Source organism: Natrinema sp. CRL1 (genome assembly GCF_059162405.1).
The window spans coordinates 884,473-906,842 of record NZ_JBLVOY010000002.1 but is presented as its reverse complement, the minus strand read 5'-3'; the positions used below and the strand labels follow the sequence as shown (position 1 = coordinate 906,842).

The window sequence follows — 22,370 nt, the reverse complement described above, 5'->3', positions numbered from 1 at the left end:
GGTCAATCTCGGCGTTGATACTTGTTACGGATGATGATGGCAGCACCGTTCATCAGCAGCAGGACGACCAGCAGCGTCATCACGCCGGCCGCGAGGACGCCGTGTTGGAACGCCGCGTCGATCTCGCTCGACCAGGTGTAGATCTGACGCGGCATCGCGCTGAACTTATTGGTAAAGGAACTCGGCGCGATTCGCACGACTGCCGGTGCGCCGATGATCAGCAGCGGTGCGGTCTCACCGATCGCTCGTCCCATGGCGAGGATGTTTCCGGTCATGATACCGGGTAACGCTTCCGGGAGGACGACGTTACGGACGGTCTGCCATCTGGTCGCCCCCATCCCGTAGGAAGCCTGTCGCATCGAGTCCGGGACGGCGCTGATCGCCTCCTGCGAGGAAATGATGACGATCGGCAGGATCAGCAGTCCGACGGTGAATCCCCCGACGATGGCGGTTCCTGATCCGAGCCCGCCCCATCGGATGAACAGCGCGAGTCCGAGAACTCCGTAGACGACTGACGGTACGCCAGCGAGGTTCCCGATGTTGACCTCGATCAAGTCCACGATGCGGCCTAACAGACCCCGCTCGGGGGCGTACTCCTCGAGAAAAATCGCAGCGCCGACGCCGACCGGGAACGCGGAGACGATGATAACGAGCAGCATCATCACCGATCCCACCAGCGGCGGATAGAAGCCGGCGTCTTCGGGAGTCCGCGAGGGGGAACTCGTGAGGAATCCCCAGTCGAGCCACGCGTCCGGTCCGACGAACCCGAGCGCGTCCGTGACGACGACACCCGCCGCGATACCGCCGATCACGAGCAGCGGGAAGGCCAGTCCGGTCGTGCCGGCACTGCGGCGGACGACGCTCTCGACGTAGAGACCGACGGGAACGGCGCTGATGGTGACGAGCAACATCCAGACGAACGGACTGATGCCGACGAGGGGAGCGATCGCGAATCCTGCGGCCGCCCCAACGAGCGTCAGTCCAGCAGCGATCGCGCCGTCACGGTCGTTCTCGCGTTGCCTGCGAACGAACCAACCGACGGCGAGCGAGACCGGGACGACGAACGCACCCAATAGTGCGAGCGCCTGGGTCGGCAGCATCGGCAGCGAGAGGATGAGATCGGGAATCAACTCGAGCGCGGCGACCGGAACTGCGACGAGAACGATGAGACGCTCGAGGTCGGCTTCCGTCCGAACGCGCCTGTGGGCGTACACGATCGTGCCGGCGACGGCGAGCGCGACGAGGATCGAGAGCCACTGATAGACGCTGACGATGTGTTCGAAGATGATGAACACGCCCCCAGTGAGCAGGAGGGAAACGACCGGTAGTCCGAGCGCGATGGCCGCGGTCTCACCGGCCCTCGGATCGCGGATATAGTAGTATCCCATCGCCCCAAATACGGGGAGCAATACCGTCGCACCGAATGTCAGCAGCCAGCCGAAATCGGCAGAAAACGGCCTGAACGCGTCGTTGGCAACGTACAACAGGAGAACGAAAACGGACACTAACGCGAGCAGGGTGGCACCGAGACAGAGCGTCTTGAATGCCTGGCCACGGATCCGGCTGACCGCTTCGTCCGTTCCGTACCAGTCCCCAGTGGATTGATTGGTCGCCATTATCGGGTCACCTCCGTCGGATCGTACGTAGTAGTCATTGGTACTCCTCCTGGTAGCGCGCCGCGACGTAGTCGCTCGCGAGATTCATCGCAAACGTGATGACGAAGAGGGTCAGTCCGAGCGCAAACATGCTGAGATACGTCGCCGAGCCCCCGGTCGCGTCGCTCGTTACGGCGTTGACCATCCCTGCAGTCATCGGCTGGCCCGAACTGAGAAGATTGTCGAGCGGGTTCGAAAAGTTGAACATCCGCGGCCGCAGGCCGGCCGCCATGACGACGATCATGGTTTCCCCAATCGCCCGCGAGAGTGCGAGAATGAACGACGAGAAGATGCCGGAGATGGCCGCCGGGATGACGACTCCGGTCGACACCTCGTACTTTGTCGCGCCCATTCCGTAGCCGGCCTGTCGGAGCGAGTCGGGGACGGAACTCATCGCATCTTCCGACAGCGACGACACCATCGGGATGATCATGATCCCGACCATGATCGATGCACTCAACAGGTTGAATGTGCTGACAGGAATCCCGACCGCCTGAAGTGCGGGCGTCAGATAGACGAGCGCGAGGTAGCCGTAGACGACCGTTGGAATCCCGGCCAGCACCTCGAGTGCCGGTTTCAAGATCGATCGCATACGCTCGCTGGCGTACTCGCTGAGGTAAACGGCGGCCGCGACGCCGGTCGGAACAGAGACGATCGCCGACACGACCGTGATGATCAGCGTCGCGGTCACGAGCGGCCAGACGCCGTAGGTCCCCCCGTCTCCGCGGACGAACCACTCCGTTCCGGTGAAAAACTCCACCCACGATACCATGCCGAAGAATTTGTACGCGTCTATCGCGAGCGTGAAAATAATGCTCGCGGTAACGAATACGGTCAACGCGGCACAAGCGAACAACAGCCACTTGTAGATGCGTTCTTTGACGACCTGACTCGACGACGATCGCGTCAGGTCGATGTCCACGGAGCGCTCACTCATTATTGGGGCGTAGTCGGATGACCATGGTGAATCGTTCGGTTCTGTCCGGTCAGTTCACCGCGTTCTCGAGTTTCTCGAGATTCGACTGGGCGGTCTCCTCGCTCACCGGGACGTAGCCGACATCGCTGATGGTGTCGGTCGAGGACCGCTCAAGGTAGAACTCGACGAAGTTGTAGACCGGGTCTCGTTGGAGTGACTCCGCGCTGACGTAGATGTAGAGGGGACGCGCCATTGGATATTCGCCCGACTGTGCCGCGTCGATGCTCGGCGGGGTACACTCGCCGTCCTCGTTCTGCTTGATCTCGAGGGCTTTGAGCTGGTCCTCGTTCTCCCGGTAGTATGCGTAGCCGAAGTAGCCGATCGCGTTCTCCGTCGACGAGATTCCCTGCACGAGTTCGTTGTCGTTTTCGGTCTTTTCGTACTGGGTGACGTGGCTCCCGGCGTCGCCGATGACGTTGTTCCGGAACCAGTCGAAGGTTCCCGACGTCGACGGCGGACCGAAGCGTTCGATTTCCGTGTCCGGCCAGTCTGAGTTAACGTCGGACCACGTCTCCGCACCGCCTTCGCTCCAAATCTGGGCGAGTTCGTCGTAGGTGACGCAGTCGATCGGCGAGTCGTTGTGGACAGCCATGGTGACCGCGTCTTTCCCGACCTGGAATTCGATCGGCTCAACACCGTTCTGATTACAGGTATCTACCTCTGCGTCCTGAATCGGCCGCGAGGCGCCGTTGATGTCGGAATCGCCCGGACAGAAGTTGTTGCTGAATCCGCCACCGGTCCCGGTCGAGTCGGTGGTGACGTTTACGCCGTCGTTCTCTTCCATGAACCGCTCGGCGAGCGTATCAGAGACCGGGAACACCGTACTGCTTCCCGTGACGACGACTCGCTCGTTGCCACCGTCGTCGGTGTTTTCCGTACAGCCGGCGACCGCAAGGGCCCCTGCCGAACTCGTCGCGGCGAGGAACGTTCGTCGAGAAAGCGATCGACCTGAACGGTCCATCTCGGTATCAGTCATCACGTGAAAGTCCGACCGTATATAGAAATATGATGCTATGTTATCTATATAGTAGTACATACTCGAGCATAATCGCGACCCGACCCACCAACTAAACCAGAAACGACCCAATCAGGCCCTTTGTCGCCTAATTATCCCTGCTGGAAAGTCCGAGGACGATCATATATTAATACATAATCGACTATAGTCAACGGTGACTATAGATATCGTAAAACTATAGGGACCGGACCGGCCGAGCGCCAGTCCCCGTCCCTCGAGATTTCAAAGCGGAAACAACGGTCTCACGAAACGGTGACCCGGACGAAGCGAAAACCTGTCGATAGCCCTCTAGAGTTGCCAACTGGGCAGCTGATCGAGCCGCCCGAGTCGATCCCGAGAGTTGCCACTGCGCGGCAGCAGACCTGATCGCATGACTGCGTTGCGATCGAGGTATATTCGTTTCGGTGGCTACTGTCCGACGATCTCGCCGAGCCGCTGCAGGTTCGTCTCGGACTGTTCGTCGCTCGCGGGGACGTAGCCGATATCGTCGGCGATCCAATCGGCCGTCGAGTTCTCGAGGTAAAAGCGGACGAATTCGGCGACCGGTTCGCGGGCCAGCGCCTCCTCGGAGGGGTAGATAAACAGCGGTCGAGCCATCGGATACGTCCCGTCACTGGCTGCCTGGAGGCTCGGTCCCGTGCAGGCGTCGTCGGCTTCGGCTTTGACCTCGAGCGCGTCGATCCGGTCAGTGTTCTGCGCGTAGTAGGAGTAGCCGAAGTAGCCGATCGCGTATGGGCTCTCCTCGAGGCCCTGCACGATCGTCTCGTCGTCTTCGGTACTGACGTAGTCGGAGCGATGGGGACCGGCCCTGTTGACGACGGTCCCGGTGAACCAGTCGTAGGTCCCCGACGTCGTGTCCGGGCCGTAGCGTTCGAACGGTTCGTCGGGCCACTCCGGATCGATGTCCGCCCACGTCTCAGCTCCGTCCTCGCTCCAGATCCGGGCCAGATCATCGAACGACAGGCAGTCGGCCCACGAATTCTCCGTGCTGACGGCCATCGTGAGCGCGTCGCCCGCGACTCGCAGCTCGACCGGCGTCACGCCGTTTTCGCCGCAGTGGCCGCTCTCGCTGGTCGTGATCGGCCGCGAAGCGCCGTTGATGTCCGAATCGCCCGGGCAGAAGTACCCCTCGAACCCGCCCCCGCTGCCGGTCGACTCGACTCTGACGGTGACGTTGGGATGCTTTGTCATAAACCGATCGGCCATCTCATTCGAGATCGGGTACACCGTACTTGAGCCGGTGATCGAGACCTCGCCGGAGAGGGTTCCGTTGTCGATATCGGCCTCCTCGTCCGAGGCGTCCGCGTTCGTCTCGTCGGTATCGCCTCCGAGACAGCCGGCGAGACCGGTCAGGCCGGCACCACCGGTCGCCGTGATGAACGTCCGCCGTGATACCCCTTCGCGAAACCGTTCGAACTGCGTAGATCGCATCACCTGAACCAGCCCAGAGTGGACAAAAATAGGATGCTATGTGACGTGTATATCGATCAATAGACGTATAGATCAAGCGTCAGGCGAGCAGCGAGGTGTCGTTCTCGAGGGCGTACAATGTTCGAGCGGCAACGTTGACCGCGTGGTCGCCGACGCGTTCGATGTCGCGGACGACCACGAGGGTTTGCAAAACATCCGCGAGCAGGGGTCCAACGGAGCGATGCTCGGCCCCGGTTCCAATCGATCGGCCCTCGACATTCCCGTCGGCGTCGAGATGCAACTCGATGAGCGTCCGGACGACGCGTTCGGCAACCGCCTCACAGCGGCGATCGAGTTCCCCGTCGCGGTCGACGACCCGCCGACAGGCTGCCGGATCCTCGTCGAGGAACGCCTCGACCGCGGCCTCGAATTGCTCGAGCGCCAGCGCGGCGATCCGCTCGAAGTCCACGTCCGGGAGCGCCGGATCCGAACCGATTGCGTCGAGCGTGTACTCGGCCAGATTGGTCGCCAGATCGCCCACCCGCTCAAGGTCGGTGACGATCTTGAACGCGGCGACGACGGCCCGGAGGTCGCCGGCGACGGGCTGGTACAGCGCCAGCAGGTCGAGACACTCCCGTTCGATCTTGAGATAACAGTCGTTGACAGTTCGATCTCGCGCGATGACATCGCTTGCGAGGTCCCGATCACCGGTGAACAGCGCTGAACAGCCGTCCGCGAGTTGTTCGCGGGTGAGATCACCCATCGCTACGACCGTTCCCCGGAGCCGCTCGAGCCGATCTCGGTAATCCTCTCGAGTCATCACCCGAACTTGCCGGTGACGTAGTCCTCGACGCGTTGACTTTCCGGGTTCTCGAAGATCTTGTCCGTGTCGTCGAACTCGACGAGTTCGCCGCCGGTCAGGAAGACCGCCGTCTGGTCTGAGATTCGCGCGGCCTGCTGCATGTTGTGGGTGACGACGATGACCGTGTATTCCTGGGCCAGATCCTCGATCAGGTCCTCGATCTTCGCGGTCGCGATGGGATCGAGTGCGGAGGCCGGCTCATCCATCAGAATTACCTCCGGGTCGACAGCCAGACAGCGCGCGATACAGAGTCGCTGCTGTTGCCCGCCGGAGAGTCCCAGGGCGTTGTCGTCGAGACGATCGCTCACTTCCTCCCAGAGGGCCGACTGTTTGAGGCAGCGTTCGACGAGTTCCCGCTCGCGGTTCTGGGAGTCGTCTCCGAGCAGCCGAGCGACCAACCCCGTTTCGATATCGCCGTGTTTCCGCGGGCCGTAAGAGATGTTTTCCCGGATCGATTTCGGGAACGGGTTCGGGGACTGGAACACCATCCCGACGCGTTTCCGGAGTTCCACGAGGTTAGTGCCCTCCTGATAGATTTCCTCGCCATCGAGTTCGACGGAGCCGTCGACGCTGGCGCTCTTGATCCGGTCGTTCATCCGGTTGAGACACCGTAGGAAGGTCGACTTCCCGCAGCCGGACGGACCGATCAGCGCGGTCACGCTGTTCTCGGGGACATCCATCGTGATCCCCTGGAGTGCCTGCTCGTCGCCGTAGTAGACGTCGAGGTCGTCGACTGAGAACTTCGGCTTGCCGTCGAACTCGTACTCGGTCCACTCGGTTCGCGTTTCCTCCTGTGATTCGCCGACCGTCGTCTGGGTGACGCTCTCGGTCAACTGTCGATCCGAATCCGTCGTTCGCTGTGGGTCTTCCATGGTATTGCTCATGACTGTAGTTTCTTTCTGAAGTACATTCGCGCGGTAATCCCGACTGCGTAGAACGTGAGGACGACCAGCAGGAGCACGAACGCGGTCGCCCACCCGTATCCCGGATCGTCACCGACGACGCCCGTCGTAATCGCGCCGTACAACTGGTAGGGAAGCGCGCTCGAGCCGCTGAGCAGCGCGTCGTTCACGATGAACGGCGGCTGCGCCGTAAACCGGAACGAAGAGAGCACGGCCGGTGCCAGACTTCGCTGGGGGCTGTCGGCGGTGACGATCAGGATGGGTGCCGTCTCGCCGGCGATGCGGCCGATACCGATGATGATTCCGGTGACGATACCCGGCATCGCCGAGGGAATCGTGACGGCCTTGATCGTCTCCCACTTGGAGACGCCGAGCGCCGCGCTGGCGTCTCGATACTCGTCGGGAACGCTCTTGATCGCTTCTCGGCTCGTGATGACCACGAGCGGAAGGAGCATGAAGCCGAGGACGATCATCCCGGCGAGCAGGCTCGTGCTGTTCCCGAGACGAGGAACGAGGAACGCATAGCCGAACAGGCCGAAGACGACGCTTGGGGTACTCCAGAGGCCGTTCGTCGCCACTTCGACGGCGGTCGTAAACCGGCCCTGTTCCGCGTACTCGGTCAGGAACACCGCGGCACCGACGCCGATCGGCACCGCCATGAGGACGGCACCGACGACGAGCCAGAATGTACCGACGATCGCCGGGAAGATCCCCTTCTGATCGAGGAACACGTCGTACCCCTCCATCACGAACGGCCAGTGGAAGTGCAGGCCCGGTCCGATCTCGATGCCGTCGATGGCGTACAAGAACCCGTTTTTGACGATGAAGGCGATCAGCAAAAGCAACACCAGCATGATGAGCGCGGCGTTCGTTCCGATCAGGAAGAACGCCCCGGCTTGGCGGCCGACCGCACCGAATCCTTGGAACGCGTTGGTCGCCGCCCACGCGCCGAGGAATGTCACGACGATCGTCAGCAACGGGATGAAGACGGTACCGAAGAACGTCACGCCGAACCCCGCCGGACTGAAACTCCAGGCAGGAGTGATCACATCGAACAGGAACAACCCGCCGACGAGCAGCGAGAACAGCCCCGACGGAACCGCGACGCCGAGATCCTCGCGTGTGGCCAGGATCGCTCCGGCGACGAGCGCGCCGGTCACGAGTGCCGGGAGTGCCCAGAGGACACCGCCGAGTCCGAACGTCTGCGACGCCGTCAGTCCGACAGCGCTGAACACGACGAAGCCGAAGCTAGCGGCGACGCCGACGCCGGCTGATCGATCCGGCGTCGTCTCGACGATCTCGAGTCGAGAGGCGATGCCCACGGCCAGGATGCAGGCCCCGGAGACGACCAGCAGCGCCGCGAAGACCGTCTCAAGAGCGAGACCGAAGAGCCCTGACTCGTAGCCGACTGTACCTGCTAACGTCAGACTACCGACGACGAACGCGACCAGAAACAGCACGACCGGAACGGCGGAGAGACCGGCCAGAGTCGGCGAGTGATCAACGGTCAACGAGTTCCGCGATCGCTGTCGCAGGGTACGTTCGCTCACAGTTCACCTCCGAGGTTCTGTTTTACGCGCGCTTCGATGATCTGTGCGGTGATGCTCAGTGCCATGACGGTGACGAACAGAACTACGCCGGCGGCGAACAGCGCCTGCATGTGAAGCCCGTGTGCGTTCCCGTATTGACTGGCGATGAGACTCGTCAGCGTCACCGTGTTCCCGAAGACGTTGTAGAGCGGCTCCGGGAGCTGCATCACGTTCCCGAGGATGACGGTCGCAGCCATCGTCTCGCCGACGGCCCGGCCGACGCCGAGCAACACGGCTGCCGAAATCCCCGAGAACGACGCGGGGATCGTGACGCTCTTGATCGTCTGCCACTCGGTCGCCCCGACCGCGACGGCACCGTCTTTCATGTGGTCGGGGACGCTCGCGATCGCGTCTTCGGCGATGGACGCGACCGTCGGCAGCGCCATCAGTCCGACAACACCCCCGACGACGACGATACTTCCGATCGTGTTGAGCCCGAAGTTATCCATCATGTAGCCGTTGATGATCGTAAAGCCGATGAAGCCATAGACGATCGACGGGATACCGGCGAGCGTCTCTACGGCTGGCTTCACGATCTCGTGGGCCCACGACGGCGCGATTTCACTGATGAAGATCGCCGACGCGACGCCGAGCGGGGCGGCGACGAGCGTCGCCAGAACGGTCGTGAGAAACGTCCCCCAGATTGCGGGATACAGCGAATACTGTTCGTCCCCGGTGCTCCAGTAGTCTCCGCTGGTATAGATGAGGTCGAACCCCATGTGCCGGAACGCGGGAACCGAGCGGATAACCAGGTATGCGGTGATAAGAAAGAGGACGAGCGCCGTCGATATCGTCGCGAGAAACATGAGTCCCTTCGCGGTCTGTGCTTGCTGTTCGTACCAGCCGTACGCAACGATACCGACGAACGCGAGGACGAAGAATACGGTCGCCCACGGCACGAGGAGGAACGACAGTAAGGCACCCGCAAGAGCGATGCCGCCGACGGACAGGATAATCGACCCCCGCCGCTCGTCCTCGGTGCGCTCGTCGCTAGGTGACGAGTTACTGGTACGTAATGAGTTCAACATGGATGAATAAATCGTGATAACTATCGAATCGATACCCCGTTCCCACGAGTTAGTTATCCGGCGAGGGAAGCTTATCGAGCTGGTTCTGCCGGCGCTCGTCGGTCAGCGGGAGGTAGTCCGCCGGCTCGACGAATGTCTCCTGTCCGTAGGGGTGCAGGATCATCCGGATGAAGGCAGCCTCCTTCTTCGAGGTATCCTCCCAGGTGTAGCAGTGGAGGTCACGCGCGAGCGGGTAGCTCGTGTCCGCCATCCGCTCTCGCGTGTACTTCGTGCCGTCGATTACGAGCGGGACCATCGGGGCCGCATCCGAGACGAACGCGAGGCCGGCGTACGCGATGGCGTTGTCGGAGTTCTCGAGCGTGGTCTGGACCTGCTGGTTCTCGCCCCTGCGGGCGTCAACTGACATGTCGGCGTCCGGGTCGCCGAGGACATTGGCTCGGAACGAGGTGTCGGTCCCCGACCCCTCGGCGCGACCGATGACCTGAATTTCCTTCGACGAGCCGCCGTACGCTTCGACGTCGGACCAGTTAGTGATTTCGCCCTGATAGATCCCTCGGACTTCCTCGATCGTGATCTGATCGAGACCGTCGTCTTTGACCGCCTTGCTCACCATGATCGGCTGAGCGTCGACCGCGACGACGTGGTCGACGAACGGCTCGAGATCCTCCTCGGACCGGTCGGGGAACTCCGCCGACACGGGAGCGCTCGCGTCGCCGATGTCGACCTGCCCGTTCTCGAGTTTCTCGAGGCCGACGCCGGTGTGGTTCAGACCGATCGATGTCTCGAACGGCGGACTGCCGTCGTCATTCGCTTCGAAGCCGTAGCGGCCGGCCCAGTAATCGGCCAGGTTCTCGTCGGTGTCGATGTCGTACTGACCTGGACCCCAGTACTCCTCGTCGTCGGCAGGCGGGTTCGAGTTCCACAGCGAACCCGCTTTGCTCGTAATCGGATAGACGGTCGAGGAACCATCGGCCGATAGCGATTCCGTACCACTCCCTTCGCTGCCACTCCCGGTGCATCCGGCGACCGCCATCGTCCCGGCGACGCCGGCTCCAGCGATAAACTTCCGTCGCGATACTGCGTCGCGTCCGAACTGGTTGTCTGCCATCACGTGGTAGATTCGAGACGGTATAAAAAAGAGATGCTATGAACCATATATACTTCTCAGTGAACACATATTCCTATATAGGACTATTTCGCCGGTAGAGACGGTATCGGAACGCGATATCGTCGGGCGATGATGCGCGATTGGTTCGGATGAGCCAACATCGAACGCTAGGCGATTCCGCTTATTTCGGGGCTCGTGGTATTGGCCTCGGTAGTTACAGCGAATACTTGTCGTAGAGCAGTCGGCACCTGTCACCGCTGGCTTGGTGTCACGAGACGATTTCGCGGCCAGTATACACATTCGTCTACTGTCGTGGTAGCGTCCTTCATTCGAAAATACTCAAACGCCACTGTATCTATATATCACTATTGTGCACTCTCAAAACAACAGTATTAGAACATACTACTACATTCTGTAATCAGTCCAGAAAGCACCCATGGGCGCTGATATACCGATCTTCGAATACCTCTCTATAGATCCACGTAGATTTATGACCGCGCGGTCGAAACCCCCGCAATATGGAGACGCGCAAGGTCCAGGTGACTGGCGGATCGACGTACACCGTCTCGCTGCCGAAGACGTGGGCGACCGAAAACGACGTCAGCGCCGGGACGACCGTCGAGTTCTACCCTGAAGACGACGCGCTCTTGTTGACTCCCCAGAGCGATACCGAACGTCAGGAGGGGAGCCTCGATATCTCGAGTCTCGAGGGCGAGCGCCTGACCCGGGCCGTGATGACGATGTACGTCAGCGGCTTCGACATCATCAGGCTCGAGGCGGGCCGGATCACGACGGACCAGCGCCGCGCGATCCGCGACGCGACCCAAGGGTTGGTCGGCGTCGAAGTACTGGAGGAGACGACCGACAGCGTGGTCATTCAGGACCTGCTCGATTCCTCCGAACTCTCGATCGTCAACGCCGTCACGCGCATGCGCCTGATCGCCCAATCGATGCTCGAGGACGCCGTGCGGGCGCTGATCGAGGACGACGACGACATCGCTCACGACGTGATCGAACGCGACGACGACGTCGACCGGCTCTGGCTAGTCGTCTCGCGGATCTTCCGTGCGACGCTTCGCTCGCCCCGCGCCGCCGAGGAACTCGGCGTGCCCCGCGAGGACTGCTTCGACTTTCACTCGAGCGCCCGGCAACTCGAGCGCGTGGCCGACCACGCGGCCAAGATCAGCAACATCGCGCTCAAGCTCGGAGAGATTCCCGAGCCCGTCGCCGAGGGGCTCGAGGAACTGCAGGCCGACGCCTCGACGGTTCTCGAGAAGTCGATGGACGCACTGTTTGCCGACGACACCGACGAGGCGAATCAGCTCGGGCACGACGCCCGGGAGAACGTCCTCGAGATCGACGAGCACACGCGCCAGATCGACGACCTGCTTCGGGACCTCGAGCCGGTCCAAGCCCAGTCGCTGGGACTGATCGTCGACTCGCTGTCCAGAAGCGCCGACTACGGCGGGAACATCGCCGAGACGGCCCTGCAGAAGGCGGCACCGCGACCCTGAATTCGATTCACTCTCGCTTGCAGTAGCGACAGTGACGAGGCCAGTCGATTATCGATCCGCGTACCGGAGGGGTTTTATGCCGATAGCGGCGAGTAGGAAGTAGACGGCACGGTCAGACAGTTACCTTTCAGCACACGTGGTTTCCACGAGTGTTCACCTGACTGACCTACCCCGTCTTTCCAACAACCCTGAGCGGTTGCTATGGCAGTCTTCTGTGTCCCAGTATCGTCCGGTAGCGGCGCAAACGAAGTCCTCGAGGTCGGTGTTTTCCGCTCGAGGGCGCTGTTGCAACCTCATTGGGTCTACATTATGAATGCTGAATTTTAATCGAGAACTCACATATCGAAGAACATATTGTCAGACAAAAATACAAACTGCACATGCAGATTCATTCTAATCGTGAACCGCTCCAGACGCCGGAGCGACTGGACGGATGGTTCAGTCTCGTGGCCGGGCTCTACGTCGCCGCGTTGCTCTCACCGGCACTCTTATTCATCGTGGTACAGCGACTGGAGGTGGCAAGTTGGCCAGTCGCGCTCGGTTCACTCGCGGCAGTGGGGACAGCCCTCACCATTGCTGTCACATGGGTCGTTTCCCGGCAGGGCGAACTCGTCGCGTGGTTTGACTCCGCGTGGGTCGCGGTCCTCGTCCCCGCTGTTGGCGTCCTCCCAATAGGGCTCTATGCCTTTCGCTACTTCCTGTTCATCGCATTCGCTGTTTCGGGCCTCCAAGCGGACAGCGCGGCTAATCTCGTTGGATTCGTCGGCTTTTGCCTCGGGATTGTAGCCACGTTACTGGGAAGCCACCTCGTCCTCATGGCTCGCACCCGACTGGCGAACGCGGCGGTAGATGACGCCGACATCGCCGTCAAGTGGAGGGCAGGGTGGCCGAACTGCGCTCGGCAGAAGCTCATGCTCGTCACGCTCGCAGTCGTCGGCCTTCTTGCTGGACTGGGTGTCTGGCAAATAGGTTGGAGGGCAATGACTTTCGTCCTGCCAGCCGGACTGGTGCCCATATCCATGCTCCGTTCAATGGGTACCGAGCGCACGTATCGCGCGACAGCGGCGGGGCTAGAACAGCGCAGAGAGGAGCGATGGTTCGTCTCCCGTCGCCTCATTCCATGGTCACGGTTCGATGGCTTCAGCGTGACCACCGATGCAGTCGTCCTCCATCGGACGGCACCCTCCGTCGACATCCGGTGCCAGCGCTATCTTATCGACGACGAAGCAGTCGTCGCGGCACTCGAAGCCCATCTTGACCGCCGGGACCCGTAGCGTATCTGTGTTCTTCGGAACGAGTTGGAGACCCCATCGTTCTCTGAGAGTTTCGGGAGGATGAACGGCTCGAGTAAGCCCCCGATCGATTCACTTCTGCCCTCCTCCGGGAACGCTTTTTATGCCCCCAACTCGAAAGGCAAGTGATGGAACTCGACGATCATGCCGAGGATCTCGCCTCCGACCTCGGTGTTGCCAAAGAGGAGGTCAAAGACGACCTGCAGAACTTGGTGGAGTACAGCGTCCCGGTCGACGAGGCAAAACAGAGCCTCCGACGGAAGTATGGCGACGATTCCGGCGGCGGTGGCAGCACACCGTCGGCGAAGGACATCGCCGAAATCACGCCCGACGACGGTTCGGTCACCGTCACGGGCGTCGTCCTGACGGCCGGCGAGCGATCGATCCGCTATCAGGGCTCCGATCACGTCATCGTGGAAGGTCGACTGGCCGACGAGACCGGCGTCATCGACTACACGGCGTGGGAGGACTTCGGCCTCGAGCCCGGCGACACGATCACCGCGGGCAACGCGGGCGTCCGGGAGTGGGACGGCGAACCCGAACTCAACCTCGGCGAGAGCACGTCGCTGTCGTTCGCAGACGACTCGCTCGAGGTGCCCTACGAGATCGGCGGCGACGCCCGACTGGCCGACCTACAAACCGGCGACCGCGCGGTCACCATCGAGGTCTCGGTCCTCGAGTGCGAGCGCAAGACGATCGACGGCCGCGACGGCGAAACCGACATCCTGAGCGGCGTCTTCGGCGACGAGAGCGGTCGGCTGCCCTTCACGAACTGGGACCCCGCCCCGGCGATCGAAGACGGCGGCTCGGTCCGCATCGAGAACGCCTACGTCCAGGAGTTCCGCGGCGTCCCCGAGGTCAACGTCTCCGAGTTCTCGACGGTCACCGCACTCGACCGGGAGATCGACGTCGGCAGTAACACCTCGACGATGGACGTCGGCGACGCCGTCGGCACCGGCGGCATCTACGACGTGGAAGTCGTCGGCAACCTCTTAGCGGTCCGGGACGGCTCCGGACTCATCCAGCGCTGTCCGGAGTGTTACCGCGTCATCCAGAAGGGCCAGTGTCGGACCCATGGCGATGTCGACGGAATCGACGACATGCGCGTCAAGGGCATCCTCGACGACGGCACCGGCACTGTCACCGTGGTCCTCGACGACGAACTCACCGAGCGCGTCTACGGCGGCTCCCTCGAGGACGCCTTAGAGCAGGCCCGTGAGGCGATGGACCAGGAGGTCGTCGCGGACCGGATTCGCGAGCGAATCGTCGGCCGCGAGTACCGCGTTCGCGGTCACCTCTCGGTCGACGAGTACGGCGCGAACTTAGACGCCGAGATATTCGAGGAGAGCGACGACGATCCGGCCGCCCGTGCGACGGCATTCTTAGAGGAGGTGGACGCATGAGCGCGAACGGAAACGGCGATGCCGACGACGAGGTGCCGGGGCGAGAGCTCGCCTACCGGCTCTTCGCGGCGGAGTACGACGACGCCTCGCTCTCCTACGCCGAGAGCGACGAGGAGCGGGCCCCGAACTACGTGATCACGCCGACCGGCGCGCGACTCAACCGCGTCTTCGCCGTCGGGACGCTGACCGAAGTCACGTCGGTCAACGACGAGATGGTCCGGGCCCGCGTCGTCGACCCGACCGGCGCGTTCGTCGTCTACGCCGGCCAGTACCAGCCCGACGAGCTGGCATTTCTCGAACAGGCCGAACCGCCCGCCTTCGTCGCGGTGACGGGCAAGGCCCGAACCTTCCAGCCCGACGATTCGGAGCAGGTCTACACTTCGATCCGTCCGGAAAGTATCGCGACGGTCGACGCCGACACTCGGGACCGCTGGGTCGTCAGCGCGGCCGAACAGACCCTCGCGCGAATCGGTACCTTCGCGGGAGCCGCCGAACTTGACGCCGCCGGCGACGCGCTGACTGACGCCCTGCTCGAGGCCGGCATCGAATCCGGTCTGGCAGCGGGGATTCCGCTCGCACAGGACCACTACGGAACGACGCCGTCGTATCTCGCGGCGCTGCGCGAGTGCGCACTCGAGGCGGTCGAAGTCGTCGCCGGCGAGCGCGATCAGGTGAGCGGACTCACAATCGCGCCGGACGCGACGAGCCCCGACTACGACACGACCTTCGCGTCGCTCGCGGATCTCGAGGGCGTCGATACCGAGGCGCTCGAGGCCGAGACGGAGTCGGAGTCCGAACCCGAAGCGGAACCCGAGCCGGTCGCAGCGGCGGCCGGCGGCAGTGGGGCGGCAACCGATCCGGAGGACGCACACTCGGGCTCGGCGGCCGGAACGGCGACGAGCGACGGCATAGACGCTGCCGAGAGCACGGAGATCGACGCCGACCTCGAGAGCGAACCAGCGACGACAGAGTTCGAGAGCGACACGGCCGAGGCCGATCGCGGCACGGACTCGAGTGGCGTTACGGACTCTGAGGCCGAACCGGACGAAGCCGAGACGACGACCGATGGCGCAGCGAGTGCCGACGAACCGGACGCCGTCGATCTCGACTCCGATACCGGGACCGAAACGACGGACGACGCTGTCGAGGAAACCGCTGTTGTCGAGGAGTCATCCGACGACGACGCTGATGACGCCGACGACGATCTCGACGACTTCGACGCCGGCGACGTCGACGACAGCATGTACGAGATGGACGAGGAGGAACGCGAACAACTCGAGGAAGAGTTCGGCGCTGAGTTTACGACCGGCAGCGAGGTCGACGAACCCGGCGAAGCCGACATCGACGTTCCCGAGCCGGAAGACGCCGAGGCGGGCGACCGCGAGACCGAATCGGCTTCGACCGGGACCGAGCCGACAGCGGACGACACCGCGACCGGAACCGAGCCAGTCGACGCCGACGACGACCTCGGTGCGCCGCCGGAATCCGGACTCGAGGCCGAAGAGCCCGACGAGATCGAGGAAACCGACGAATGGGTGGCCACCAATCCCGAGCCTACAGAACCCGTCGACGACGAGGTGCCCGACGACGCTGACGGTGACGACGAACCGGCTGCGGATGTCGACCTCGAGGACTACGTCGTCGAGACCATGCAGGAACTCGACGACGGCGACGGTGCCGATCGGACGGCGCTGATCGAGACGGTCGCCGACGACACCGGCGCATCCGCCGACGAAGTCGAGGACGCGATTCAGGATGCCCTGATGGGCGGCCAGTGTTACGAGCCCGACGACGAGACGCTGAAAGCGATCTGATCGGGCGGCGATGCGAGACGACCTCCGTTCCCGTCCCACTGCGGCCGAAACCGGCTCACCGACGCCTCGAGTCGAACCCGTTCCCGGCGAACCGGCCGCGACAGCCGCAGTCGGCAGCGAGCGCGCGTTGCTCATCGCCGACTACCACGCCGGCTACGAGGCGGGGCTGCGATACGAGCGCGGTGTCGACGTTCCCAGTCGGGCACCCGACCGCCGGGAGCGACTGCTCTCCCTGCTCGAGCGCACCGACCCCGATCGGCTGGTCGTTCTCGGCGATCTGATGCATTCGATCGGCGATCCGGGCGGGGCCGAACGCGGCGAACTCGAGGTGCTGTTCGAATCCTTCGGAGCGGATCTGGCGGTCACTGTCGTCAAGGGCAATCACGACGGCCGCATCGAGACGTGGTTGGCGGACGGCGACGACATCGAGGCGACGGTCGACGTCGTCCCCGGCGAGGGCATCGCACTCGGCGATATCGGCGTCTGCCACGGCCACACGTGGCCCTCGCGGGCCGCCCTCGAGAGCGACGTGCTCTGTCTGGGCCACGAACACCCCTGCGTGCGACTCGAGGACGAGGTCGGCGGCAGTCGCGTCGAGCGCGCGTGGCTGCGCGGCCGCCTCGAGCCCGAACCGTTTCGCGACCGCCCCGACTACGAGGGCGTCTCGTGGCTCGAGGATGCGGACGAATCGCCCCCGGGTATGGTCGTGATGCCGGCGTTCAACGACCTCGTGGGCGGGACGTGGATCAACGTGACCGGGCAGTCGTTTCTCTCGCCGTTTCTCCCGGCGGGGCTGACTGAGGGCGAGGCGTATCTGGTAGACGGAACGCGACTCGGGCCGTATAGATCGGTATAGCGGGATCGGTTCCGTCGCGGTTGGCTACCGCCGCTCGGTCGTCGACCTGATTTCGTCGCCCTCGCGCCACTGATAATAGTAGTATTCGGTCCCAGCAATGTCCGTCACCGAGACGGTCGCTCGCTCCGGGACGCCGTCGGGATACGTCTCCGGATCGGCTGCCGCCGTCGCATCCGCCCCGTCACGGCGTGACTTCCACGACGCCAACTCCTCGAGATAGGTACTCACTGTACGGAGCGTCGCCGGCTCTCGCGCCGCGAGTTCTCGTAGCGCCTCGCGACCCGTGCGATCGAGTTCCGTCGGCACAGTCGGCCGCTCGTCTGCGCTCATGTCTCCCGGTGGTAGGCTGAGAACCGTAAACTATCGCCTTTTGATTCGGGACTCGTCGATCGCCTCGAGATCGATTCGCTGGCTCGACTTGAGGCCTGTTGACGCGCTTCGTATTGAGTCCTAGTATTCATTAGTACCCCAACCACGTGTAGATTTATATACCGGAACGAGGTCGACACTGATGACAATGGCCTCACAAACCCACCGCCACGACACTCGGCTCGAGCCCGTTCCCCGCGACATCGAATCAGCCAGCGCGAAACTCGTCTATCTCTATCTCGAGGCGACCGACGGCGCGACGGTCGACGAACTAGGGGACCGACTGGCGATGCAGAAACTCGACGTGCTGAGCGTGCTGAGTTCCCTCTCGAGTGCCGGCCACGTCGAGCAGGCGGACTCGGCATACGTCGCGAACTGATCGCAGCGACGGTCGAGCGAAGCGGGTCGCAGTTCTCGCGTCGGTCTCGACGAAGCAGTGACAACGGAAGCGATTGCAGTAAGCCGCAGCGGTCGCAGGAATCGTCGCCACCGGAGTGGTGGTCTGACGGCCGCTCAGAACGTCTCGAGGTAGCGGTCGAGTTCCCAGTCGGAGACGTCGACGAGGTAGTCCTCGAACTCTTGGCTCTTGGCTTCGACGAACTTCGGCCCGACGTGCTCGCCGAGTGCGTTGTAGATGACCTCGTCTTCCTCTAGGGCCTCGACGGCCTCGCCGAGGTTCGTCGGCAGCGTGTCGATACCGTACTCTTCGCGTTTTTCCTCGTCGAACTCGTAGATGTTCTCCCGGACCGGATCCGGACAGTCGAGGTCGCGTTCGACCCCGTCGAGACCGGCGTGGATGAGCGCCGCGAGCGCGAGGTAGGGGTTACAGGACGGATCGGGGAAGCGGGCCTCGACACGCGAGGCAGCCGGGACGCGGGCCGCCGGTTTGCGGATCAGCGCCGAGCGGTTTCGGTCGGACCAGGCGACGTAGACGGGTGCCTCGTAGCCGGGCACCAGTCGCTTGTAGCTGTTGACGGTGGGGTTCGAGATCGCCGTGATCGCCGGCGCGTGCTCGAGGATCCCGGCGATAAAGGAGTGAGCCGTTTCCGAGAGGTCGAACTCGTCGTCTCCGTCGTGGAAGGCGTTCTCGCCGTCCTCGAACAGCGAGAGGTGGGTGTGCATCCCCGAGCCGTTGATACGCGGGATCGGCTTGGGCATGAAGGTCGCGTGCTGGTCGTGTTGGGCGGCGATCGCACGGACGACGGTCCGGAACGTGGCGACGTTGTCCGCCGTTGTCAGGGCGTCGTCATACTCGAAGTTGATCTCGTGTTGCCCCTTCGCGACCTCGTGGTGGCTCGCCTCGATCTCGAAGCCCATGTCCTCGAGCCCGTAGATGATGTCGCGGCGAACGTCACTGGCGAGGTCTTTCGGTGCGAGGTCGAAGTACCCGCCGTGGTCGCCCGTCTCCGTCGTCGCGCGGCCGTCCTCGTCCTCCTCGAAGAGGAAGAACTCCGGCTCGGGCGCGGCGTTGACCGTATAGCCCAGGTCGTCGGCGCGCTCGAGGGCGTTCTTGAGCACGCGGCGCGGGTCACCCTCGAAGGGTTCGCCCGTGGAGGTATCGATGACGTCACAGATCATGCGGGCCGACGCGCCGTCCTCGCGGTCGTGCCACGGGAGGACAGCGAACGTCTCGGGGTCGGGCTTGAGCCGCATGTCCGATTCCTGAATGCGAACGAAGCCTTCGATCGAGGAACCGTCGAAATAGATCCCCTCGGTGAACGCCTTCTCGGCCTGTCGGGCCGGCACGGAGACGTTCTTGACCGTCCCGAGAATATCGGTAAACTGCAGTCGCAGGAAATCGATGTTCTCCTCGTCGATCTCGTCCAGTACGTCTTCTTCCGCAGCGGTTAAGTTTCCGTTCGTCATCTTCTGCTCGCGTAAGCCAACGGATTCTACTATTAAAACTCTACTGTTGTTGGCGAATATCCGCAAATAGAGATAGAAGTGATCGAACGTAAGTTATAATATGGGATATTCGGAGTGAGGATGACATTAGCTGAAAAATACGAGCGGAATTGAATAGTCGTGGAGAGCCCCCTTGAGAGCCCGGGTCGTCCGCCGGGACGAATCGCGCGTTACCGCCGTCGTCACCCCTCCGCGGGCCGGTTACCCTGTCTCGAAGGTGCGGCCGCTGACGGCGCCGACCGCGGCCGTTGCGGTCAGACTCGAGACGGCGACATCGATGCTCGCTCGCCAGACCGCAATCGATGTCCGAAGCGCGCGCCGCCACGCCGCCAGCGGGGCCGGTGCTCGAGCGGGCGACGGGTCGGTGTGTCGCGGCCGCTTCGCGAGCGTGGTCTCACAGGACGGGCAGACGTACGCGACGTGGCGTTCCCGCGACTGTGTCTGCCAGTCGCCGTCGATCGGACTCGCGTGGTCACACTCCCAGCAAAACAGCGTGTCTTTCCGCCGTTCCGGCACGCCGTCGCCGCGGGTGAATGCGGGCTGGGTCATCGAGCGCGGCTACGCCGGCCACGTATAAAGTCGCACTCCGAAACCCGGTCACACAATACTGTTCGCCGATGAATCTTCGCCCGGACACTGTCACTTATTCCGAAGGGTGGCGGACCGACGTATCGCCGTCACCGGCGACCGCTGCCGACGACAGAACACCGTCCGTCACAGGTTTCCGCGGCGAGACCATCCATTCACTCATGGCCGCGACCAGCAAACCGAGCCGATTCGAGACCGGCGACGACCTCGAGACCTTCGTGGAACGCCACGACGTGGCGCTCGTCGAATTCTACACGAGCGGCTGTGCGCTGTGTCAGGCGATGGAGCCGGTACTGGGGAACGTCGCCCGCGCGACCGACGTCGCGATCGGGATGGTTAACCCCGGCGACGATATCGAACTCGTCGACCGGTTCGACATCCGGTCGGTCCCGACGCTGATCCTGTTCGAAAACGGCGACGAGACCGCGCGACTGGCGGAGGGGTTTCAGGGCGGCGACGCCGTTACCGAGTTCCTCGAGACTCACGTTCCGAACGCTGTCGACGCTAACTGAGCGGGGCTCCCGGACCGCGCGTCAACGAACCCTTATGCCCGCCCGCTGCTATGCCCCGCCTATGTCCACCGAGGGTGTCGATCTGTTGGCGTTGCGCTGTGACGCCGTCGCCGAACTCGGCGAGCCGGCGCTGCGCGACGTGGTCGACTACTTCGAGCCGGCCCTCGTCTACGTCGTTCGTGAGTCCTCGGACGTCCGCATCGTGAGCCGTCTCCGGCGTCTGTTCGACGGCCCGGTCGTCTCCGCCGCCGGTCCCGCGGAAGTCCAAACGGAGGCCGTCAGGGACGTTTCGTTTCTCTTCGCGGACTCGACCGCGCTGCTCGCAGACGCGGCCGAAACCCACCCGAACGCCGACTACGTTGTCTGTGACGACCTCGAGCCGACGACCGACGCCGTCTCGCTGGCGGCGACCCTTGCCGGTCTCGAGGCTGCCGCCCGCTACCGGTCTCGAGGGGGCGGGGAGCCGACGTTTCTCACCGGCGCGCTTGCAGCGAGTTACGACCACGTCTGGGAGACGACCCTCGACGGCGAGTCCGTTCGGTTGCCGGTTCGGGGGGTCGCCCCGCTCCGTCGGTCCGGCGAGGCGGAACTCGCGGGTCTCACCTGCGATCGAACGGGATCGGTCGCGGTCTCGTCGGTTCCGGCCGACCGGTTCGGGCTGCGGGCGCTCGCCGGCGTCGGCCCGACGACGGCGGAACGCCTTCGAGCGAACGGATACGACACGCGCACGGCCGTCGCCGAGGCGACGGAAACGGCGCTGTGTTCGATCGACGGTATCGGCGCGTCGACGGCTCGAGAAATCGCCGACAGCGCACGGGCGCTTGCCGAGTCCCGCGTGGTTCGACGAACAACCGACCCGGTCCCGCCGGCGAGCGACGCAGCGACGCCGCTGTTCGTCGACATCGAAACCGACGGGCTTCAGCCGACGATCATCTGGGTAATCGGCGTCTACGATCCCGAACGCGACGCCTACGTCGACTTCGTCGACACCGAGCCGACCCGCGACGACCCGGGTGCGGCGACCCGCGAGTTCGTCTCGTGGCTGGCCGCCGAGTACGAGACCCCGTCGCTGCTCGCGTGGAACGGCCACTCGTTCGACTACGAACACCTCGAGCGGTTCATCGCCCGCAACGCGCCCGAGTATCACGAGTATTGGCGCAAGAACGTGTACACTTACGATCCTTACGACTGGGCGGTACGACAGGATAACGCCGTGTTGCCGGGTCGGACTAATCGACTCGAGGACGTGGCCAGCGCGCTCGGCTGCGACCGCTCGGGTGCCGCGGCGTCCCTCGACGGGAAGACCCTCGCCGAGCGGATTCGGCGGTTGCTCGAGGGCTCGAGCGGTCCCGATTCCGGTGCGACCGGCGGCTCAGACGCCCCAGTCGACTTCGGGATCGACTGGGACGCGGCGCGTCGGTACTGCGAGGCCGACGTTCGCGAACTGGCCGCGGTCTACGACGCGATCGCCGCGGCCCCGCCCGCGACCGAGGAGCCGACTGAGCACGGCGCGAACGGTGATCGAGCAACGGACGATTCGACGACCCAGACCGGACTCGCCGACTTCTGAAT

General features: G+C 63.4%; 20 protein-coding genes. 8 read left to right on the top strand and 12 right to left on the bottom strand.

What is annotated here, in order from left to right; all coding sequences use genetic code 11:
• Positions 1 to 2: 2 nt before the first annotated feature.
• The 9 genes from pstA (ACJYUO_RS10330) to ACJYUO_RS10290 all read right to left on the bottom strand — a co-directional run bounded on the left by pstA (ACJYUO_RS10330) (position 3) and on the right by ACJYUO_RS10290 (position 10,545).
• On the bottom strand, positions 3 to 1,616 hold the full coding sequence (gene pstA, locus ACJYUO_RS10330) for a phosphate ABC transporter permease PstA (RefSeq protein ID WP_494345287.1): 1,614 nt from the start codon (positions 1,614 to 1,616) through the stop codon (positions 3 to 5).
• Between the two features lie 34 nt (positions 1,617 to 1,650).
• Positions 1,651 to 2,592, bottom strand: a complete 942-nt coding sequence (pstC, locus tag ACJYUO_RS10325) for a phosphate ABC transporter permease subunit PstC (protein ID WP_494345286.1) — start codon at positions 2,590 to 2,592, stop codon at positions 1,651 to 1,653.
• 49 nt (positions 2,593 to 2,641) lie between these two features.
• The gene (locus tag ACJYUO_RS10320; RefSeq protein ID WP_494345285.1) at positions 2,642 to 3,607 is read right to left on the bottom strand and encodes a PstS family phosphate ABC transporter substrate-binding protein; all 966 of its coding nucleotides are present in this window, start codon (positions 3,605 to 3,607) and stop codon (positions 2,642 to 2,644) included.
• 447 nt (positions 3,608 to 4,054) lie between these two features.
• Positions 4,055 to 5,077 carry a PstS family phosphate ABC transporter substrate-binding protein gene (locus ACJYUO_RS10315; RefSeq protein ID WP_494345284.1) on the bottom strand — a complete coding sequence of 341 codons (1,023 nt, stop codon included), beginning with the start codon at positions 5,075 to 5,077 and terminating at the stop codon, positions 4,055 to 4,057.
• A gap of 79 nt (positions 5,078 to 5,156) precedes the next feature.
• The gene (locus ACJYUO_RS10310) at positions 5,157 to 5,876 is read right to left on the bottom strand and encodes a phosphate signaling complex PhoU family protein (protein ID WP_494345283.1); all 720 of its coding nucleotides are present in this window, start codon (positions 5,874 to 5,876) and stop codon (positions 5,157 to 5,159) included.
• Positions 5,876 to 6,790: a phosphate ABC transporter ATP-binding protein PstB gene (pstB, locus tag ACJYUO_RS10305; protein WP_494345282.1), complete on the bottom strand. Its 915-nt coding sequence runs from the start codon at positions 6,788 to 6,790 to the stop codon at positions 5,876 to 5,878. Before pstB ends, ACJYUO_RS10310 begins: the two co-directional genes overlap by 1 nt.
• A gap of 8 nt (positions 6,791 to 6,798) precedes the next feature.
• Positions 6,799 to 8,370: a phosphate ABC transporter permease PstA gene (gene pstA, locus ACJYUO_RS10300; protein ID WP_494345281.1), complete on the bottom strand. Its 1,572-nt coding sequence runs from the start codon at positions 8,368 to 8,370 to the stop codon at positions 6,799 to 6,801.
• A complete protein-coding gene (gene pstC / locus ACJYUO_RS10295) occupies positions 8,367 to 9,437 on the bottom strand; it encodes a phosphate ABC transporter permease subunit PstC (protein ID WP_494345280.1) in 1,071 nt (356 codons plus the stop codon). Before pstC (ACJYUO_RS10295) ends, pstA (ACJYUO_RS10300) begins: the two co-directional genes overlap by 4 nt.
• 49 nt (positions 9,438 to 9,486) lie before the next feature.
• Positions 9,487 to 10,545 (bottom strand): PstS family phosphate ABC transporter substrate-binding protein, encoded by a 1,059-nt coding sequence (locus ACJYUO_RS10290; protein ID WP_494345279.1) that lies wholly within the window; start codon positions 10,543 to 10,545, stop codon positions 9,487 to 9,489.
• 518 nt (positions 10,546 to 11,063) lie between these two features.
• Between ACJYUO_RS10290 and ACJYUO_RS10285 the strand changes: the two genes are divergently transcribed.
• The 5 genes from ACJYUO_RS10285 to ACJYUO_RS10265 all read left to right on the top strand — a co-directional run bounded on the left by ACJYUO_RS10285 (position 11,064) and on the right by ACJYUO_RS10265 (position 17,424).
• Entirely contained in the window at positions 11,064 to 12,059 is a 996-nt protein-coding gene (locus tag ACJYUO_RS10285; protein ID WP_494345278.1) for a PhoU domain-containing protein, read from the top strand.
• Between the two features lie 446 nt (positions 12,060 to 12,505).
• Complete coding sequence (locus tag ACJYUO_RS10280; RefSeq protein ID WP_494345277.1) at positions 12,506 to 13,333, top strand: hypothetical protein; 828 nt, start codon at positions 12,506 to 12,508, stop codon at positions 13,331 to 13,333.
• 146 nt (positions 13,334 to 13,479) lie between these two features.
• Positions 13,480 to 14,754 (top strand): Single-stranded DNA binding protein, encoded by a 1,275-nt coding sequence (locus tag ACJYUO_RS10275; protein ID WP_494345276.1) that lies wholly within the window; start codon positions 13,480 to 13,482, stop codon positions 14,752 to 14,754.
• A complete protein-coding gene (locus tag ACJYUO_RS10270) occupies positions 14,751 to 16,568 on the top strand; it encodes an RPA family protein (protein ID WP_494345275.1) in 1,818 nt (605 codons plus the stop codon). Before ACJYUO_RS10275 ends, ACJYUO_RS10270 begins: the two co-directional genes overlap by 4 nt.
• A 10-nt stretch (positions 16,569 to 16,578) precedes the next feature.
• The gene (locus ACJYUO_RS10265) at positions 16,579 to 17,424 is read left to right on the top strand and encodes a metallophosphoesterase (protein ID WP_494345274.1); all 846 of its coding nucleotides are present in this window, start codon (positions 16,579 to 16,581) and stop codon (positions 17,422 to 17,424) included.
• 24 nt (positions 17,425 to 17,448) lie between these two features.
• On the opposite strand, the gene ACJYUO_RS10260 is transcribed toward ACJYUO_RS10265, so the two are convergent.
• Entirely contained in the window at positions 17,449 to 17,754 is a 306-nt protein-coding gene (locus ACJYUO_RS10260) for a hypothetical protein (RefSeq protein ID WP_494345273.1), read from the bottom strand.
• A 187-nt stretch (positions 17,755 to 17,941) separates the two neighbouring features.
• On the opposite strand from ACJYUO_RS10260, the gene ACJYUO_RS10255 reads away from it, so the two are divergent.
• Positions 17,942 to 18,172 (top strand): MarR family transcriptional regulator, encoded by a 231-nt coding sequence (locus ACJYUO_RS10255; protein WP_494345389.1) that lies wholly within the window; start codon positions 17,942 to 17,944, stop codon positions 18,170 to 18,172.
• Positions 18,173 to 18,306: 134 nt separating this feature from the next.
• Here ACJYUO_RS10255 and glnA read toward each other — a convergent pair whose 3' ends face one another.
• Together glnA and ACJYUO_RS10245 are read right to left on the bottom strand one after the other, a co-directional pair.
• On the bottom strand, positions 18,307 to 19,659 hold the full coding sequence (glnA, locus tag ACJYUO_RS10250) for a type I glutamate--ammonia ligase (protein WP_494345272.1): 1,353 nt from the start codon (positions 19,657 to 19,659) through the stop codon (positions 18,307 to 18,309).
• A 240-nt stretch (positions 19,660 to 19,899) separates the two neighbouring features.
• Positions 19,900 to 20,247, bottom strand: coding sequence for a DUF8106 domain-containing protein (locus tag ACJYUO_RS10245; RefSeq protein WP_494345271.1), 348 nt, complete (start codon positions 20,245 to 20,247; stop codon positions 19,900 to 19,902).
• A gap of 200 nt (positions 20,248 to 20,447) precedes the next feature.
• Between ACJYUO_RS10245 and ACJYUO_RS10240 the strand changes: the two genes are divergently transcribed.
• A complete protein-coding gene (locus tag ACJYUO_RS10240) occupies positions 20,448 to 20,798 on the top strand; it encodes a thioredoxin family protein (RefSeq protein WP_494345270.1) in 351 nt (116 codons plus the stop codon).
• 61 nt (positions 20,799 to 20,859) lie between these two features.
• Positions 20,860 to 22,368 carry a ribonuclease H-like domain-containing protein gene (locus tag ACJYUO_RS10235; RefSeq protein WP_494345269.1) on the top strand — a complete coding sequence of 503 codons (1,509 nt, stop codon included), beginning with the start codon at positions 20,860 to 20,862 and terminating at the stop codon, positions 22,366 to 22,368.
• Positions 22,369 to 22,370: the final 2 nt, after the last annotated feature.